Below are 18,478 nucleotides of genomic sequence, written 5' to 3'. Positions count from 1 at the left end.
TGAAATACGAATTGCTAATTGAGTAAAATATTTTACATTTGTTATTTGAAACTATTCTAAATTGAAGCATCAAAATCAAATGAACAAAATCACTCTTTTTTTGTTATTCCTAGGCCTTAGCTTAGGATTTCAATCTTGTAACTCGAAACAAAACAAAGTTGACAATAAACTAATTTCAGTTAGTATTCTACCTCAAAAATACTTTATCGAGCGTATTGCTGGTAAGGATTTCAGAGTAAACGTACTTATTCCTCCTGGAGCAAGTCCTGCTAGCTATGAACCCACGCCAAAACAAATGAAGGATATGTCAAAATCATCCTTGTATTTGAGAATTGGTCACATTCCATTCGAGAAAGCTTGGTTGAATAAATTATTAGAAGGAAACGATCATATTAAAAGTGTTGATATGTCGGAGGGGATTGAACTAATTAAAGGGACCGAAGTTCGTCATGGCGATCATTTTCATGAAGGAGGTATCGATCCTCACATCTGGTCATCTCCAAAAACAGCCAAGCAACTTATCGCAAATACCTTTAAAGTATTGGTGCAATTGGCTCCGGAAAAAGAACAAGAATACACAGGCAACTACATGAAGTTGATGTCGGATATCAATGTAATGGACAAAGGTGCAGAAGCTATCTTTTCTCAAATGCCTGAAAAGGCTTTCATGATTTACCACCCTGCGCTTTCATACATTGCAAGAGACTATGGTTTAACTCAAATTTCAATCGAGCACGATGGCAAAGCGCCTTCACCGGCTCATATGAAGAAAATGCTCCACCAAGCTAAAGCTCACAATATCAAAACAATTTTTCTTCAAAAGCAATTCAATATTGAAAATGCTCAGGTTATTGCTAAAGAGATTGATGCTGAATTGATTCAGATTGACCCCTTAAGTGAGGATTGGTTGACTGAGATGAACCGAATTATGACTTACCTAAAGAAATAGAAGTGCCTAAAGTTGAAAATGAGTGAAATTGTGAGTTTGATATTTTATGAATTTGAAATTCATAACTCATAATTTCTAATTCATAATTAACTTGATACTTGATACTTCTATAGTGCTTTCTGCGAAATACTTTGTATTTTGTATCTGCTCAAAACAACAAAAACAAAATGACCAAACTACTGGAATTGAAATCAGTTTATGCTGGTTACGATAATAAAGTTGTACTCAAGGATGTTAATCTAACGGTTAAAAAGAATGACTTCCTTGCTATTATTGGCCCCAATGGTGGTGGGAAAACAACCCTTTTGAAAGTTATTTTGGGTTTAATCAAACCCATCGAAGGTCAGGTTAAATTCAATAATATTGATGATAACCTCATTGGTTACTTACCTCAGATTAATACCATCGATCAGAAATTTCCAATTCCTGTACGCGAAGTCATTTTATCAGGACTAATGTCTCACAAAAAATTATTTGGAAGATACACCAGCGAAGATAAGGAGAAGTCTAAAGTTCTGATGGAGCAAATGGGCATCCTTCATCTTAGAAATAAAAATATTGGAGAGCTTTCAGGAGGGCAGCTACAACGTGTATTTCTTTGTAGAGCCATTATTTCTGATCCTCAAATCTTGATATTAGATGAACCTGATACATACGTAGACAGTCATTTCGAGATGGAACTTTATGGCGTACTTGATCAACTTAACGATCACATGGCCATTATTGTTGTTTCACACGATATTGGAACCATCAGTTCTCATGTGAAAACAATAGCTTGTGTCAATGGAAGTTTGTGTTATCACGATTCAAACATTATCAATCAGGAACAACTCAAAACGTATAACTGTCCTATTGATTTAATTACTCATGGTGAAGTCCCTCATCGAGTTTTGAAGAAACATTAAGGAAATTTCAAGTCATTATCATTCCATTTGAAATCAAAATTTCATGAACGAAATCATTGAATTATTAAGCTACAATTTTTTCCAAAACGCTATAGGAGCAGCCATACTGGCAAGTATCTCCTGTGGGATTATAGGAACCTATATTGTAGCCCGTCGCATCGTTTTTATAAGTGGAGGTATCACACATGCCTCTTTTGGGGGAATTGGCATTGCCTGGTTTCTAGGATTAAATCCTGTTCTGGGGGCAGCCGTTTTTGGTGTCTTATCCGCTTTAGGAATTGAGTGGGTTTCCAAAAAGACCGATGTTCGTCAGGACTCCGTTATTGGGATACTATGGGCTTTGGGAATGGCTTTGGGAATTATATTTATATACATGACACCTGGTTATGCTCCCAACCTCATGTCTTATCTTTTTGGTAGTATTCTCACGGTTTCGAGCCTCGATCTTTACCTGCTTTCAGCCTTGTGCGTGCTCACCATATTGGTTTTTGCCTTTATGATGCGCCCAATTGTTTACGTGGCTTTCGACGAAAGTTACGCACAAACACATAAGGCACCTGTCCAATTTCTCAATTACTTGATGATTGCATTAGTTGCTCTGGCTATCGTTTTAAATATTCGGGTTGTCGGTATTATTCTGGTTATTTCATTTTTAACTATTCCACAAACCATTGCCAATATGTTTACACAGGATTTTGGAAGGATGATAATTGGAGCGATTGGTTTTGGCATATTAGGCTCTCTTTTGGGGCTATTTATGGCTTATAAGATGAACGTTCCTTCTGGAGCAACTATTATTTTTTCATTCGTCATCTTATTTATCCTTGCAAAACTGGTTCAACTAAGTCTTTTAAAACTAGGACCCAAATTATGAATTATGAGTTATGAATTATCACCAGTCTTGAGACTGAATTAGGAATTACAAATGAGTGAAAGTGCCTAGAGTTAAAAATATGAGAAGAAAACCTGTTAGAGTGCAACGTAGTTGTTCCTGACAGAGTTTTAGGAGAAAATGAGGAATGAGTGAATAAGGAATTTATAATCCGTGGTAAGTTCGTATTAATTCGCGGCATTTGCTTTTAATTACGCAAAAGGGATAGGAGCATTTGTTTGAGCTCCTTTGTCCATTTTTTTTTCGGACAAAGAGCGAGTGCGGATAGCCCGACCCGCAGGGTTTTGCCCAAATTAGTATCGATAAAAGTGCATGTATGTGCTCTGGAAAAAAAGTTTAAATTCTTTTATTTAGAATTAGAATTAATAAATTAGCAGAAAATATATCAGATCGACTTTAACAGAAGGATTTTAAACTGATCTGAAACACATAGATATTCATAAACTAAACAACAAAATAAAGATGAATTACGATTTAATAGTAGTAGGAAGTGGGCCAGGTGGTTATGTTGCTGCCATTAGAGGTGCACAATTGGGTATGAACGTTGCCGTAGTAGAACGTGCCGAACTGGGTGGTATCTGTTTAAACTGGGGATGTATCCCAACCAAATCATTATTAAAATCAGCTCAGGTTTACGATTACATGAAGCATTCAGCTGATTATGGTATTGCTGTTGAAGGTGAAATCAAGCCTGATTTTGAAAAGATTGTGGCTCGTAGCCGTGGTGTTGCAGACAAAATGAGTGCAGGTATTCAATATTTGCTTAAAAAGAATAAAGTAACGGTTATCAATGGTTTTGGTAAACTTACTGCAGATAAAAAGCTAGAAGTTTTGGCTGAAGATGGTAGTAAAACCAACTACGAAGCAAAGCACATTATTTTAGCGACAGGTGCTCGCTCACGCGAATTACCAAACTTGCCACAGGATGGTGAAAAAATTATTGGTTACCGTAAGGCTTTAACTCTTGATAAGTTGCCTAAGTCGATGATTGTTGTGGGTTCTGGTGCGATTGGATCGGAGTTTGCTTATTTCTACTCAAGCTTGGGAACTCAGGTAACGTTAGTTGAGTTTATGCCAAACATTCTTCCTATAGAAGACGAAGAAGTTTCGAAGCAAATGGGACGTTCTTTCAAGAAAAATAAAATTAAAGTCATGGTGAATTCATCAGTTGAATCTGTTGAAGGTACTGCTGGTGACTTGAAAGTAAATATCAAAAATAAGAAAGGCGAAATCGAAGTTCACGAATGTGAGATCGTTCTTTCTGCTGTAGGTATTGCTCCAAACACAGAGAACATTGGTCTTGAAGAAGCTGGTGTTGCAACTAAAAATGGAAGAGTTATTGTTGACGATTATTTCCGCACCAATGTAGAAGGTATTTATGCCATCGGCGATATCCTTGAAGGTCCTGCTTTGGCTCACGTTGCTTCTGCTGAAGGTATCTGTTGTGTTGAGAAAATCTCAGGCATGAACGTTGAGCCTATCGATTATACCACAATTCCTGGTTGTACTTATACCACCCCAGAGATTGCTTCAATGGGATTGACTGAGAAAGCTGCTAAAGAAGCTGGACACGAAATCAAAGTGGGTAAATTCCCATTCTCTGCTTCGGGTAAGGCAAGTGCTGCTGGAGCCAACGAAGGTTTCGTTAAACTGATTTTCGATGCCAAATATGGCGAGTTACTAGGTGCTCATATGATTGGTGCTAATGTAACTGAGATGATTGCTGAATTAGTAGTCGCTCGTAAACTTGAAACAACTGGTCACGAGTTACTGAAAGCAATTCACCCTCACCCAACAATGAGTGAAGCGATAATGGAAGCAGCTGCAGCTGCTTATGATGAAGTGATTCATATTTAAAAAAGTTTGTTCATTAACTGCGAATCATTGAACACCGCTCTGTCCTTCGGACATCTCCCCTGAAAAGGGAGAACAAAACTTTGAATTACTATTCTATGTTTTGTGCCTAAATCTTTCCCTTTTAGGGAAAGTGTCGATAGACGAAAGGGTGTATTTGAAACAGATAAACACAAATATATAAAGAGAGGATATCCCAAAGGGTATCCTCTCTTTTTTTTACCCCAAACCCCTAAAGAGGCTTCAAGTTGTAGCTTTTTTTAGTCCCCTTCAGGGGATTTAGGGGTAGGGAGCTGAAGAGATCCTATTTAATCAACGCCTAAATAAAAACTGCATAAAATAAAGCTAAGCTGGCAACACCTTATTATATTTATTAACATCACTTGATATTATATGATAATTATTTTCCAAGTTTAAACAAAATAGTGTAAATTCATACTTAATCATAAAAACACAAGCAAAGATAAGTACATACACATACTTATAAAGCAGCGATAGAGAGGGCTATTGAACAGTGATAAGAGATGGGTTTGAATGATACCAATATGGGTAAAGCTTGAATAATTGTTTTTTTGATGAATGCCTAAACAGGTAAAGCCTGAAATATTGATTTTTTACTCCTTGCCTAAATAGGTAAAGCCTAAAAAATGGTTTTTCACTCAATACCTATACAGTTAAAGCCTGAAATATTGATTTTTTGCCCCTTACCTAAATTGGTAAAGCAGAAAATAATCATTTGAATAATAAATAAACACTAACCCTTAAAAATCCCTTGATGGCATTAATTAAGAAAATTTCAACAAGTAGTCGCAATGGCGACACAAGTACATTACTAGACCTTATTCTAAAAGCATTTGATAAGAGCGATTGGAGTGCGGACACTTACGTTACGCCAATAATTGCAAAGACACGTGCTAATAGTACCGCAATGACTGAGGCATTGAAACGCTTGAATGCTTATTCTCAGATGGCAGAGAAAGACGATGTGCGCGATATGGCAATTAGATCCTTGTTTAAATTGGTAGGGGGTTATATGTATATTCCTATTGCTGAGATAAAAGAAGCTGCCTTGCAGGTAAACAACATACTAGAGCACTATAGCTTGAGTATACTGAACGAAGATTATGCAGAAGAATCGGCAGATATTAAGTCCTTACTAAACGATTTAAGCAAGCCTGATATTCTGCTAGCCATAGCCAAATTGCAGGGCGTAACCCAAACAATTACAACTGCTGATATGGCTCAAAAAGATTTTGATAATTTGGCATTGCAACAGGCCGAGGGTGAGAGTGTGAAGAAATATTTGGCTTCGGCAAGTCAGTTAAAAAAGGCAAGCATCACTGAAATTAACGACAACCTGGTGGGCTATATGAATACCATGGCTAAGGTAAACCCTGCCGTTTATGAGGCTACTGCCAAAACCATTGCCGAGTTAATTGATAAAAATAACGAATTGGTTAAACGCCGCAGTAAAACAACCGAGCCAGACAGCGAATTAGTTTAGAGTACATACAATTATAGTATTAACTTAAAAAACGAAAATTATGCCACTTAAACCAGGACCAAAAAGGATTGCTAAATCAACAGGAGAGCCAGATAAACGCGCACGCGACAACAAAGATACACCTGGAAACACACCGTCCTTAAAGCCACCAAAACGAAGCAAAAAGTAAATTCCAACGAATTGGCTTAAAACAATTGACCAAGGGTTTCACAATAAGTGAAGCCCTTTGTTTTGGATAAAAATACTAGCTTAGAACATGATCTAAGTAAAACAAGGGAGATTGATACTCACGGAAATGAGAATCTCTTGCAAAAATTTAAAGACCTACAAATACAAGGCTAGAGAATAAAACAAACAGATAAGTGAGATAAAATATTCACTTGTTTTGTAGCATTAGAGTTCACAGTGCAAAATGAATATTATGGAAGAAAAACTAAACGAAATTTTCAGCTTTCTCAAGGGAAATAGAAGTTATAATAAGATCGTTCAAGAAAATTTCTATGATGCCGCAATCACTCCATATGAAAAGACCGAAGATAAGGTTGTCAACCTTCTTTATGACATAGCCAATACTCAAAGTCAACCGAAAATTGATAAACTATCAAGCTTCTTTAAACAAATTCATAAGAAACCTGATGAATTACTGACGTTTAAAGGATTCTTAAATCGAATTTCTGAAAACAAAGAATTGACTTATAGAAACCTTTTTGAAAGCTTAAGAATTCAAAGTGGTTGGGGTAATAAAACAGCAGCACTATTTACAAAAACCATATTCCACTTGCACAATGGAAACTATAGAAATGACCTCAAAATTTGGACTGATACTCCCAAGAATATTGAAGAATCCGATGATTTTTATTTACCAGTTGATGCTGTAATAATTGCAATATTTAAAGGAATTGAACCTAATAGAAGTTGGAATTTTGACAATATTACCAAAAAGATTAAGGAATTTTACAAACACGAGGAGATTGAAGTCTGGGATGACTTATGGTTTTGGGGATTTATTACTCAAAAAGGAAGTGGAGAAAACAGAGTATTTGAATGGAATGAAAACAAATATTGGATGATGAAAGAAAGTGAGAAGAATCCAAATAGAATTAAAGAAATTAAATTGAAAGCAAATAGATTTATAGAAATACTTAATGTAAATCAATAACACTACACAATCGAGTAGGCTGCCGCTAGGCCATTAGCCTAGCGGAGAATATTTCGCCACGAAGTGGCAACTTACTTAAGCCCAATGGCAAGGCCTTGGGATAAAATATAGAATACAATTTGCGCCCTGAAAGGGCAGCTTAAAAACCTTAATGATGTCACAATCACTGTCAAAGCTTTTTGTTCATATAATCTTCCACATAAAAAAATCACGAATAAAAATTCGCAAGGAGGACCAACAGGAATTGTATGCCTACATGGGTGCAATTATTCGAGATAAGGATTCAATTCCAATTTTAATAAACGGAGTAGAAGACCATATCCATATTTTATGCGTGATGTCAAAAAATATAGCCTTATCTAAATTAGTTGAAGAAATAAAACGCCACAGCAGCCGATGGATAAAAACAAAAGGCTCTCATTATAGCAGCTTTGCTTGGCAAGCTGGTTATGGCGGTTTTTCTGTAAGTTCTTCATTACACGATATAACAAAACGCTATATTGCAAATCAGGAAAAACATCATAAAAAGATGAGCTTCGAGGAGGAATATCTAATATTTCTAAAAGAATATGGTATTGACTATAATGAGAAATATTTATGGCATGATTAATATGAAGCTGCCCTTTCAGGGCGTATGTCATAATCTACAACATCTCCCGAGGCTTTGCCTTCGGGCTGAATTAATATGGGCTTTCAGCCCGCAAAAGAGATAAATTCGCCACAGAGTGGCAACTTACTTAAGCCCAATGGCAACGCCTTGGGTAATAAAAGCACAGAATACAATTTACGCCCTGAAAGGGCAGTTTAAAAAGCTTGTAGATTTATTCCGAAACAATCTGATCCATCTTAATATCGTGTTCGTCGGTAGGTACAGATTCTAAAAGCTGGAAATAAAAACAAACACCCAATTTAAAAGCTTTAAGGCTTGAAAGAAGCTTGTCGTAATAAGCCTTACCTCTACCCATTCGATTATTATCCACATCAAAAGCGACACCAGGGACGAGAATCAAATCGATCTCATCATAAGCTGTAAACAATTCACCTGATGGTTCGGGAATACCAAAATTCTCACCCGCAACTAAATCTTCTACACCTCTAAATACTCTTAAATCGAGAGTATTCCCATTGACACAGGGCAGAATCACACGTTTGCTGGCTGCCCATTTTATAACAAAATCGGATGTTTGCACCTCATCAGCCATGGCCCAATAAAGCATCACCGTTTTTGCTTCGATAAACTCTGGTAGTTGTTCTACATTCTCCAAAATTACAATTGAGCGGCTCGTTTTCTCTTCGAGAGAAATAGCATTCTTCAAAGTACGAATCTCTTTACGGATCCGCTTCTTTTCTTCATCTATCATTACAGAATAATAAATAATTTTCTATTATTAATTATAAACACCCCTCTGTCCTTCGGACATTTACTCTCGATATCATTTCAAATTTAAGAGTTTGTGATCCATCGGATTCCCCAGGAAGGAGAGACTAAATTTAAGCTTTACGACCTTGCATTATCGACCTCTATATAAATTGATCTTTTAATCAAGGCTGGTAAGCCGATTCTCTCAAGATGGCAGCATAATCATCCTCAGCCATCAATTGGGGAATACTTAACTCTGAATGCTTAGCCATATAGGATTTTACAATTTGTAAACCAACCCAAGTACCTATTCGCCCTGGTGACTCCTGAGGCATACCTGTGGTAAAAGGCGCGTCGTTAATATAATTACGAGTCATGCTAGTCTGAGTACTAAACAAATGTTTTTGTTCAATCAAATAGGCCCAAACCTGAGTTTCATTATCAACGCACCACTTATAATCCTCAGAGCTGTATTTCACGATATCAGACTCTGATTTTTCTGGTAGAAGGGCCTGAAGGAAATAGAGAATCTTTCCTTGATAAATCATTTGCTCCATTAAATTGTGTGCTTTGGGCCTAAAAGGAAACTCGGTTAATCCATAGGCTAAAAGAATATCCTGGGCAATTCTAATGGGTACCATGTTCTCTCGCAAATAAACAGGACGCCTAAGTAAGGCATAGAAATCACAATCCACCCCCAAATACTTATCCAGACTAACACCTATTAAACCCTCATCAACAACTACGGATTGATTAAAACCTGATATCTGAGAAAAAATCTTTGGAATTTCAGCTTTCGGATAGTAATATTTCAAATGTTTAAAGCCACCTGTTAATTCAGACTCTTGTTGATCCAGATCCGGGAAAATTGAATCAATCCGATTCGCCACAAGATTCATCGTTGAATCATTGAGAAACTTATTCAAATATTGGAGATAATTCAAATCATCAACATGGCCTAAACCAATCACCTTTTCAGAATATAATCTTAAGATTCGTGGATATTCACTTTTCAAGTCCTCTAAAGAACTCCCATTTTTAAGATCGAAAAGCTTTTGTTCAAAGCGTTCTATTTTTATTTCCAGTTTGATATCTGACACATCAACCTTAAGTTTATTCGATTGACAGGCTACAAAAACACAAGTCATTCCTAAAAGCAAACCAAATGCTAATTTTCTCATTATTATCTATAAGATTTAAAGTAAAACCCATCTCTTTTTCAATGTACATCGTCTTGAATAAGAAAATCCAGAAAAGAACACATCTTTATCAAGCATTATCAAAATTACCAAAATACAGCAGGCATCAAAGTTAAAAAATCATATTTATATGGCTTATTTTGTTTATTCATTAGCTCTTTGGGCCTTAAAAGATTAATGATTTATCATTAACTTTGCGAATCTCCTTTATCTAGGAGAGAAAACCTAATTTGTCGTAAATCATACAGAAATGAAGATTGTTTTAGCACAACTTAACTATCATATAGGAAACTTCGAGGCCAATTCAGATAAAATTATCGATGCCATTCATAAAGCAAAAAGCAAACAAGCTGATTTGATTGTTTTTTCAGAATTAGCAATTTGCGGCTATCCTCCCAAAGATTTATTGGAGAGAAAAAATTTTATTGAGAAAACACTAAAAGCTATCGATCTGGTTGCTTTACATTGTGTTGATATTGCTGCTGTACTTGGAGGTCCATCTATCAACCCTCATTCCAAAGGCAAAAACTTATACAACTCTGCCTTTTTCATGTGCGATGGGAAAGTTCAGAGCATTCACAACAAGACTCTTCTACCTACATACGACATTTTCGATGAATACCGCTATTTCGAACCCAACACTGAGTTCAATCTAGTCGAGTATAAAGGCAAGAAAATAGCCCTTACCATTTGTGAAGACTTATGGGAAAAGCAGCCTGTTGACAACAACTTTGCCAAAGAAGAATTGTACACCGTTTCTCCAATGGAAAAATTAAGTCAGCTAAAACCTGACTTTGTTGTGAATATTGCGGCATCTCCTTTTTCTCACAATCAGAAAAACATTAGAACTGAAATTCTACAATCAGTTTCAAAAAAATATCAATTGCCACTTATCTACGTGAATCAGATTGGTGCTAATACCGAATTAATTTTCGATGGCGATTCTATGGCCATTAACTCAAAAGGTGATGTGGCTTGCCGTCTCAACTATTTTGAAGAAGATTTTAGTCTCATCGATTTAAATGAAATTGAAGAGCAAAAAGCTGAAGAAAAAGAAGTTGATTATATCGAAAAAATCCATGATGCGCTTGTTCTGGGGCTTAAGGATTATTTCGGTAAAATGGGCTTCAAGCAAGCAACATTAGGTCTTTCAGGTGGTATCGATTCTGCTGTAACGGTTGTATTAGCAGAAAGAGCTCTTGGAAAAGAAAACGTTCGTGTCTTACTTATGCCTTCAGAATTTTCTTCTGATCATTCGGTAAAAGATGCAATAGACTTAGCGAATAACCTAGGTATTCAATACGAAATTGTGCCTATTCAAGATATTTTTAAATCATTTGAAAGCAACCTGGCTCCTATCTTCGGCGATTTACCTTTTAATATTGCAGAAGAAAATATACAAGCTCGTGTAAGAGGAACACTGATCATGGGCTTATCAAATAAATTCGGACATATTGTATTGAACACCTCAAACAAGAGTGAATCGGCTGTTGGATATGGGACTTTATATGGGGATATGAATGGTGGTATTGCAGTGCTTGGTGATGTATACAAAACTGACGTTTTCAAGCTAGCTTACTTCATGAATAAGGATGAAGAAGTGATTCCGTTAAATAGTATTATCAAACCACCATCAGCAGAATTACGACCTGATCAAAAAGATTCTGATTCTCTTCCTGATTATGACATTCTTGATGAAATCTTATTCATGTATATTGAAAAGAATATGCCTGTTAGTGAAATTATTGAGCAAGGATTTGCTAAAGAGGTCGTTGATAAAATCATTAGATTAGTTAACATGAATGAGTATAAAAGGTTCCAAACTGCACCCGTTTTACGCGTTTCATCTAAGGCATTTGGTTATGGCAGAAAGATTCCTTTAGTTGCAAAACATTAAAAATAAGGATATCTACATGAATATGTGACCATTACAAGGCAATAACAATTGCAGATATATTTCTTTATTCCTTTTGCCATTTAATTTGATTTTCATACATTTGAAATGTTTTATAACATATCCGATTTCTAAATTCATACACCAGATCCGATCATGATTGAGAGTGATAAAAAAATTAGAGAACAAATCTGTTTAGAGGTAATTAACCATCCGAATTCAGTATTTAATGTTCTTACTCCAGAAGAAAAAGAAAACATTCAAAACAACATGAGTTGTAGCTTTTTTAAGAAGGGTGAATACATTTATAAAGAAGGCGAAAAACCACTTGGACTGATCTCTTTAAAAGAGGGGAAAGTGAAAATATTCAAAGAAGGTGTGGGTGGACGTGAACAAATTGTACGTATGGCAAAACCTGTAGGCTTTATAGGCTACAGAGCTCTATTTGCAGAAGAAAACAATATTGCATCAGCTGTTGCCATTGAAGACTCGGTAACCTGTACTGTGACTTATGATATGATTCTAAAACTCATCAAGACCAATCCTGAGCTTTCTTTAAGCATCATACGTTCTTTTGCTACCGAATTAGGTTTCTCAAACAATAGAACTGTAACTTTAACTCAGAAGCATATTCGAGGACGTCTGGCAGAATCTTTATTATTCCTTCGCGATACTTATGGTTTCGAAGATGATGGGATGACAATCAAGGTTTATCTTTCAAGAGAAGATATTGCCAACTTATCAAACATGACAACATCTAACGCCATTAGAACGCTTTCTACTTTTGCAAGCGAAGGTGTAATTGCAATTGACGGTAGAAAAATTAAGATTTTAGATAAGGTTAAATTAGATAGAATTAGCAAGCTAGGTTAATCCTAACACAAAATATTTACGAGGGAATTCATTATTTGGATTCCCTTTTTTCATACTCATAACTCGTCTCTAATTATTCAATAACGCCCCTTTAGTTAATAAAAAAAAACCTGAGAGGTATTTCTACCAATCAGGTTTTACTAGAGAGGTTTCCCTCCATATATTTTCAATTACTGAATTAATTTCTCAATCTCAGCTTTTAGCTCATCACCAAATACTTTATGAGCTACAATAGTTCCATTCTGATCGATAAGAACAGTAGCAGGAATACCATTTACACCATAAAGTTTTGCAGCTGCTGAATCCCAATATTTAAGATCAGAAACATGCTTCCAGATTAATCCATCATCTTCAATTGCTTTCAACCACTTGTCTTTATCTTTATCTAAAGAAACACCCAAGAACTCAACACCTTTAGGGCTTAGCTCATTATAAATCTCAACCATATGAGGATTCTCTCTACGACAAGGTCCACACCATGATGCCCAGAAATCGATGACCACAATTTTACCCTTAAGACTTGACAGACTCATAGGAGTTCCTTCTGGCGTATCTAAAGTAAAGTCAGGAGCTGGTTGACCAACGGCAACTTTTTTCAAAATATCAATCTTAGATTTGATCAATAGCGCGCTACTTGAAGCTTTTACATCCTCTCCAAAAGTATTGAACAATTCCTCCATTTCATTAACGTCAAGTTGACTCAATAAATTTCTATAAGAAATAACTGCTGCTACAACTGAATTCCCATTTGCTTTTACGAAAGTCTTCACAGTTTCCATTTTTTCAGCATCCACGGTTTCGTATTCTTTAACTGCTGCTTCAGCTTCAGCTTCATTTTTTTCAGACATCGCTTTTTTATAAGCAGCAATAATAGGTTCTTGCTTAGACTTGAACGCCATCATGCTAGTTACAAAACTATTATAAAGATCCTGAGAAACAGAACCTGTAATTTTAGCATCACGTAAAGATTCTATATTTGCTTCTACAGAAATAGGCGCATTTTCAAGAAAAACAGGAATTGCACCTCTTTTATCATCAATTTGTAAATAATACATATCAGCAACAGCGACATGACCTTCAATCTTAAATGCTCCATCAACGATATCAGCAGAATCAATTTTCACAAGTTCTCTATTCTTTTCAATATTCAAATAGATCTTCCCTTCTGATTGTCCTTCAATCTTGCCAGAAAGCTCATATTTTTTTTGAGTATCACAGGCTGCAAAAAGAACTGAAATTGCAACTGCTGCAAATAGTAATTTTTTCATAATAAACGTATTTTGTTTTTTAGTTAATATTCTGCTAAATCTAATTATTTAATTTGACTAGACGAAGTTATTTCGATAAGAGCCTCATATTGGCTATCAAAGTTGGATTTAATAAGATTTACATCAATGACTCAACTAATCATCTCCTTTTTTAACTTCATCATAATAGGTATTCAACAACTTGTAAGCCGCAATAAATGAACTCATCTCATCATTTAAAACCTTATTCTCAAAATCAGGAATCATGCTCTTGATTTCATTATTGTGGTAAAAATTATCTCGTAATTGTTCATGAATTGTCTCATACATCCAATATTTTGCTTGCTCACTTCTACGAGTTTCGAAATAATTGTTTTCATGTGTATGCTTGCAATAATCCATAATCGTATCCCAAATCACATCGATACCTGTACTCTCAATTGATGAGCAGCTAAGAACTTTAGGCGACCATTGCGATGGTGACAAAGGAAATAAATGTAAGGCATTTTCAAACTGAACTCTAGCCAATTGAGCTTTAGTTATATTACTTCCATCGCATTTATTGATTGCAATTGCATCAGCCATTTCCATAATCCCACGCTTAATCCCCTGAAGTTCATCACCGGCACCCGCAATTTGTATCAACAAGAAGAAATCAACCATTGAATGCACAGCAGTTTCAGACTGACCAACTCCAACTGTCTCAATTAAAATCGTATCGAAACCTGCCGCTTCACATAGAATTAAGCTTTCACGAGTTTTACGAGCAACTCCACCTAAAGAACCCGCAGAAGGTGAAGGTCGAATATATGCCAGAGGATCAACTGCTAATTCCTCCATACGCGTTTTATCACCTAGAATACTTCCTTTTGTTCGCTCACTACTTGGATCAATCGCTAAAACAGCCAACTTATGTCCCATGCTCGTTACATGTTTTCCAAAAGCCTCGATAAAGGTACTTTTACCTGCTCCTGGCACACCTGTAATACCAATTCGAGTTGATTTCCCTGAATAAGGTAAACAACGTTCTATAATCTCTTGAGCAATTTTCTGATGCTCAAACTTTGAGCTTTCAACCAATGTGATAGCCTGACTTAAGATGCTCATATTTCCATCCAAAATACCTTTGATGTAATCTTCAACCGAATACATCTTACGTTTTCTGTTTTTTAGACGCTCAGCAATATTAGGATTAATCGATGGTGGTTGGCTAATACCTGCGTTAACCTTTAGTGCCTTATACGAGGAATCATTTTCTATATGATCTTTATTTTTTTTATCTACCATGATTGTATTTATTTTACTAATAACTCAAAGTAAAATTATTGAATTGAGTTATTTAAGTCCTTAATTTAATGATTAAGATATTCAAATCATTATCGCGATACTATTGCGAAATTAAAAAATTCATGCTTAGGAATAAACAAATACACCTAAACAATCTTTTTCTATTCTATAAAAAAAGGTTGTCGAAATTAAATTCGAACAACCCTTTCAATATTTTCAATTAGCAATATTAAAATATCACTATCAAAATAAGTTTCTGGCTCTAGTTTACTTTAGGCATAATCACATTTCCCATTACACGTAGATCAACTGTTGAAGTTGTAGGTGCATTGGTTATAACTGTAATTCTTTTATTCTGGCGACCTCGTTTACCTCTCGAATTAAAAACAACTTTCAACTCTGTAGATTCACCAGCTTTAATAATTTTAGATTGAGGAGAAATAGCCGTACAACCGCAAGAAGCTTTAGTTTTACGAATCAGAAGATCAGATTTTCCGGTATTTTTCATTAGAAAAATATGCTCTGCTTTTTCACCTTGAGCCAATTCTCCAAAATTGAAAACTTTTTCCTCAAATTCTAATTTAGGAGCTTTAGACAACTCATCCTTAGACCACATATCAAAATTCTCAGTAATATCAGCGCTAATCGTTAGTCGATTTCTTGGCTCAAAAGTTCCATTTATTAATAAATCCAAATAATCCGTAACAAAACCCCAATCATTTTTCTTAGTAGCATCGTATACCGCTATAATCTTACCTCTTGTTTTTGGAGCAATTTTTTCTGGAACAAGCTTGATATTTAAGTGAGCTGGAATTCTTCTAAAAGAAACCGTCATCGCACTATCCGTATCATTATAAACCTCAAGTATAGCTTCTTTAACCTCATTATTTTTCACCTTAGTAAAAGGCAAATGATTACTTGTCATTCTAAGACCAGACATCAATCTTGGAAAAGAATCTTGAACTGTTTTAACACGAGCTGTTACAGCTCCTTTAATACGAAGAATTGAAATAGAAGGATTTGTATTCGCAGTTATAGTAATTGATTTATTAAAAGGTCCTGGACGATTTTTAGGATCGAAAGTTGCCTTAATAAATCCCTTTTGACCAGGTGCAACCGGAGCTTTACTCCAATCAGGAGACGTACATCCACATGAAGAACGCACATTCTGTATAACAATAGGAGAAGTTCCCTTATTTACAAATTCAAAAGAATAAACTTGTTTCCCCGTTTCTTCTTTAATTGCTCCAAAGTCGTGAATTGTAGAGCCAAACTCCATAACTGGTTTGGTCTCTTGAGCACTAAGCCCAAAGCTTGATAATACTAATCCAATCAATAGGAAATAAAAAAATCTCATAATTATTGTATTAAAACATTTCAACTGTCATATCGTTACAGTCAAAAATAAAGTTGTAAAAAAGAATTGGTTCAGATTTCCTGTTAGAAATCATTCACACAAAAATAATTAAAATCAGATAAAAACACTATATTATATCGTTAAATACTTGTAAATGATTATTAAATACAAACTAGACGTATCAATAGACATAGGAGATCTAAAACATTTAGCTTATCATATTCTTCCAAAAAAAAATCAATTCATCCTCAATATATTTAAATATTGGTTCTTAAATTGAAATGCCTAATTTTACTTTGAATACCTAAAAGCAAAACACATGCTATTCGTAGCTTCCAAAAGCTTTTCTGGCAAGCAGTTGAAGACTTATAAAAAAATGATCAGAACATATATTCATGAATCATATCATCGATAAAATTAAAGAACTAAGCCATAATTACCTTAAAGAAATTAAGGCAATCAGAACCCATTTGCATGAGTTCCCTGAACTATCCTTCGAAGAATTTGAAACATCAAAGTTCATTCAAAAACAGCTCGAAACTTATGGAATATCTTACAAAAGTGGTTTTGTAAAAACAGGTATTGTTGGAAAAATTGAAGGTAAAAACCCTAATAAGAAAGTGCTTGCTCTTCGTGCCGACATGGATGCCTTACCTGTTCATGAAAATGAATCCCATTCTATTTGCTCAAAAAACGAGGGCATCATGCATGCCTGTGGTCACGATATGCACATGGCAAGTTTACTAGGAACTGCAAAAATTCTGAATGAACTAAAAAGTGAATGGGAAGGTACAGTTTTACTTATTTTTCAGCCTGGTGAAGAATTACTTCCTGGTGGTGCTCGAATGATGATGGCAGAAGGTGCTCTTAGCCCAGAACCAGATTTGATTATGGCACAACATGTCTTACCTGATATGGAATCAGGACATGTCGGTTTTCGTGAGGGCATGTACATGGCCTCTGGTGATGAGATCTATCTGAAGATTAAGGGGAAAGGTGGACATGGAGCTATGCCTCACAAGTGCGATGACACGGTTTTAATAGCATCTTATATTATTGTGGCTTTACAACAAATTGTTAGCAGACATGCCGATATTCGAATCCCTACAGTTCTCACATTTGGAAAAATGAGTGCAGATGGTGCGACCAATATTATTCCTTCGGAGGTAAACCTTGCGGGGACTTTTAGAACAATGGATGAAGAGTGGCGTGCAAAAGCAAAACAACTCATAACTGATATTGCACAAAATACGGCAAAAGGAATGGGAGCCGAATGTGAAGTAGACATCAAAGATGGCTATCCATTCTTAGTTAATGATATCAATTATACCCGTTCATCTAAAAATGCGGCGATTGCCTATTTAGATAATGATAAAGTGGAAGATATGGATATTAGAATGACTACAGAGGACTTTGGTTTTTATTCACAAAAATACCCATCTTGCTTTTATCGTTTTGGCGTAAAAAAAGATAAATCAGGTGGTTTACACACATCTAGTTTTGAGGCTGAAGATCTGAGTTTAGAAACATCGATGGGAACAATGGCCTATTTAGCGATAGATTTCTTAAATAAATAAGATTTTTATTATAGTAAAAGGCTGTTCTTTACAAGACACAAAAGTCTTTATTTGCTGACTACTAAGGCAATGCCGACAAAGACAAGACTTTAGTCACTATTTAATCTCTTTTAAAATAGAAGAATTCTATTCGATTTTCTTTTTGAGTTTAAAATATGATATTACATTTGCATTAATATTAACACTAAAAAATAAAACACAATGGCTTACGTAATAAACGACGATTGTATTTCTTGCGGTTCATGCGAAGGGGAATGTCCAGTTGAAGCGATCTCTATGGGAGATGAGCGTTATGTTATCGATGCAGATCTATGTACTGACTGTGGTACTTGCGTTGATGCTTGTCCTGTAGAAGCTATTCATCCTGAATAACCGTATCTCTACAGATATCATAAAAAAACCGATGATTAGATCATCGGTT

Annotated in this window: 16 protein-coding genes; 11 read left to right on the top strand and 5 right to left on the bottom strand. The window is 35.5% G+C overall.

Annotated elements, in window-relative coordinates; all coding sequences use genetic code 11:
- Positions 1 to 79 precede the first annotated feature (79 nt).
- From DWB61_RS04070 to DWB61_RS04040, 7 genes are all read left to right on the top strand, one after another.
- Entirely contained in the window at positions 80 to 949 is an 870-nt protein-coding gene (locus tag DWB61_RS04070) for a metal ABC transporter solute-binding protein, Zn/Mn family (protein ID WP_125029618.1), read from the top strand.
- Positions 950 to 1,116: 167 nt separating this feature from the next.
- On the top strand, positions 1,117 to 1,854 hold the full coding sequence (locus tag DWB61_RS04065) for a metal ABC transporter ATP-binding protein (protein ID WP_125029617.1): 738 nt from the start codon (positions 1,117 to 1,119) through the stop codon (positions 1,852 to 1,854).
- Positions 1,855 to 1,897: 43 nt separating this feature from the next.
- A complete protein-coding gene (locus tag DWB61_RS04060; RefSeq protein ID WP_156190168.1) occupies positions 1,898 to 2,728 on the top strand; it encodes a metal ABC transporter permease in 831 nt (276 codons plus the stop codon).
- 480 nt (positions 2,729 to 3,208) lie between these two features.
- Positions 3,209 to 4,603, top strand: coding sequence for a dihydrolipoyl dehydrogenase (gene lpdA / locus DWB61_RS04055; protein ID WP_125029616.1), 1,395 nt, complete (start codon positions 3,209 to 3,211; stop codon positions 4,601 to 4,603).
- Positions 4,604 to 5,375: 772 nt separating this feature from the next.
- The gene (locus DWB61_RS04050; protein WP_125029615.1) at positions 5,376 to 6,104 is read left to right on the top strand and encodes a DUF6261 family protein; all 729 of its coding nucleotides are present in this window, start codon (positions 5,376 to 5,378) and stop codon (positions 6,102 to 6,104) included.
- Between the two features lie 421 nt (positions 6,105 to 6,525).
- Positions 6,526 to 7,263: a hypothetical protein gene (locus DWB61_RS04045; protein ID WP_125029614.1), complete on the top strand. Its 738-nt coding sequence runs from the start codon at positions 6,526 to 6,528 to the stop codon at positions 7,261 to 7,263.
- A 154-nt stretch (positions 7,264 to 7,417) separates the two neighbouring features.
- Entirely contained in the window at positions 7,418 to 7,873 is a 456-nt protein-coding gene (locus DWB61_RS04040) for a transposase (protein WP_125029613.1), read from the top strand.
- A gap of 211 nt (positions 7,874 to 8,084) precedes the next feature.
- Here the strand turns inward: DWB61_RS04040 and DWB61_RS04035 are convergent, their stop codons facing one another.
- Together DWB61_RS04035 and gldB are read right to left on the bottom strand one after the other, a co-directional pair.
- Positions 8,085 to 8,624: a 5-formyltetrahydrofolate cyclo-ligase gene (locus tag DWB61_RS04035; RefSeq protein ID WP_125029612.1), complete on the bottom strand. Its 540-nt coding sequence runs from the start codon at positions 8,622 to 8,624 to the stop codon at positions 8,085 to 8,087.
- Positions 8,625 to 8,805: 181 nt separating this feature from the next.
- Positions 8,806 to 9,804 (bottom strand): gliding motility lipoprotein GldB, encoded by a 999-nt coding sequence (gldB, locus tag DWB61_RS04030; RefSeq protein WP_125029611.1) that lies wholly within the window; start codon positions 9,802 to 9,804, stop codon positions 8,806 to 8,808.
- A 268-nt stretch (positions 9,805 to 10,072) separates the two neighbouring features.
- Here gldB and DWB61_RS04025 point away from each other — a divergent pair, with 268 nt between their 5' ends.
- A complete protein-coding gene (locus DWB61_RS04025; RefSeq protein ID WP_125029610.1) occupies positions 10,073 to 11,719 on the top strand; it encodes an NAD+ synthase in 1,647 nt (548 codons plus the stop codon).
- 153 nt (positions 11,720 to 11,872) lie between these two features.
- Complete coding sequence (locus DWB61_RS04020; protein ID WP_125029609.1) at positions 11,873 to 12,589, top strand: Crp/Fnr family transcriptional regulator; 717 nt, start codon at positions 11,873 to 11,875, stop codon at positions 12,587 to 12,589.
- 170 nt (positions 12,590 to 12,759) lie between these two features.
- Here the strand turns inward: DWB61_RS04020 and DWB61_RS04015 are convergent, their stop codons facing one another.
- The 3 genes from DWB61_RS04015 to DWB61_RS04005 form a co-directional block, all read right to left on the bottom strand.
- Positions 12,760 to 13,857, bottom strand: a complete 1,098-nt coding sequence (locus tag DWB61_RS04015) for a TlpA disulfide reductase family protein (RefSeq protein WP_125029608.1) — start codon at positions 13,855 to 13,857, stop codon at positions 12,760 to 12,762.
- 135 nt (positions 13,858 to 13,992) lie between these two features.
- The gene (gene meaB, locus DWB61_RS04010) at positions 13,993 to 15,123 is read right to left on the bottom strand and encodes a methylmalonyl Co-A mutase-associated GTPase MeaB (protein WP_125029607.1); all 1,131 of its coding nucleotides are present in this window, start codon (positions 15,121 to 15,123) and stop codon (positions 13,993 to 13,995) included.
- A 262-nt stretch (positions 15,124 to 15,385) separates the two neighbouring features.
- Positions 15,386 to 16,480: a DUF1573 domain-containing protein gene (locus tag DWB61_RS04005; RefSeq protein ID WP_125029606.1), complete on the bottom strand. Its 1,095-nt coding sequence runs from the start codon at positions 16,478 to 16,480 to the stop codon at positions 15,386 to 15,388.
- A gap of 395 nt (positions 16,481 to 16,875) precedes the next feature.
- On the opposite strand from DWB61_RS04005, the gene DWB61_RS04000 reads away from it, so the two are divergent.
- Both DWB61_RS04000 and DWB61_RS03995 read left to right on the top strand, forming a co-directional pair.
- Positions 16,876 to 18,057 (top strand): M20 metallopeptidase family protein, encoded by a 1,182-nt coding sequence (locus DWB61_RS04000; protein ID WP_125029605.1) that lies wholly within the window; start codon positions 16,876 to 16,878, stop codon positions 18,055 to 18,057.
- 201 nt (positions 18,058 to 18,258) lie between these two features.
- The gene (locus tag DWB61_RS03995; protein WP_125029604.1) at positions 18,259 to 18,429 is read left to right on the top strand and encodes a DUF362 domain-containing protein; all 171 of its coding nucleotides are present in this window, start codon (positions 18,259 to 18,261) and stop codon (positions 18,427 to 18,429) included.
- Positions 18,430 to 18,478: the final 49 nt, after the last annotated feature.

Origin of the sequence: Ancylomarina euxina, from assembly GCF_003863355.1 — a bacterium.
Taxonomy (GTDB): Bacteria; Bacteroidota; Bacteroidia; order Bacteroidales; family Marinifilaceae; genus Ancylomarina; species Ancylomarina euxinus.
The sequence above is the reverse complement of the archived record's forward strand: the minus strand, read 5'-3'. Positions and strand labels throughout refer to the sequence as shown.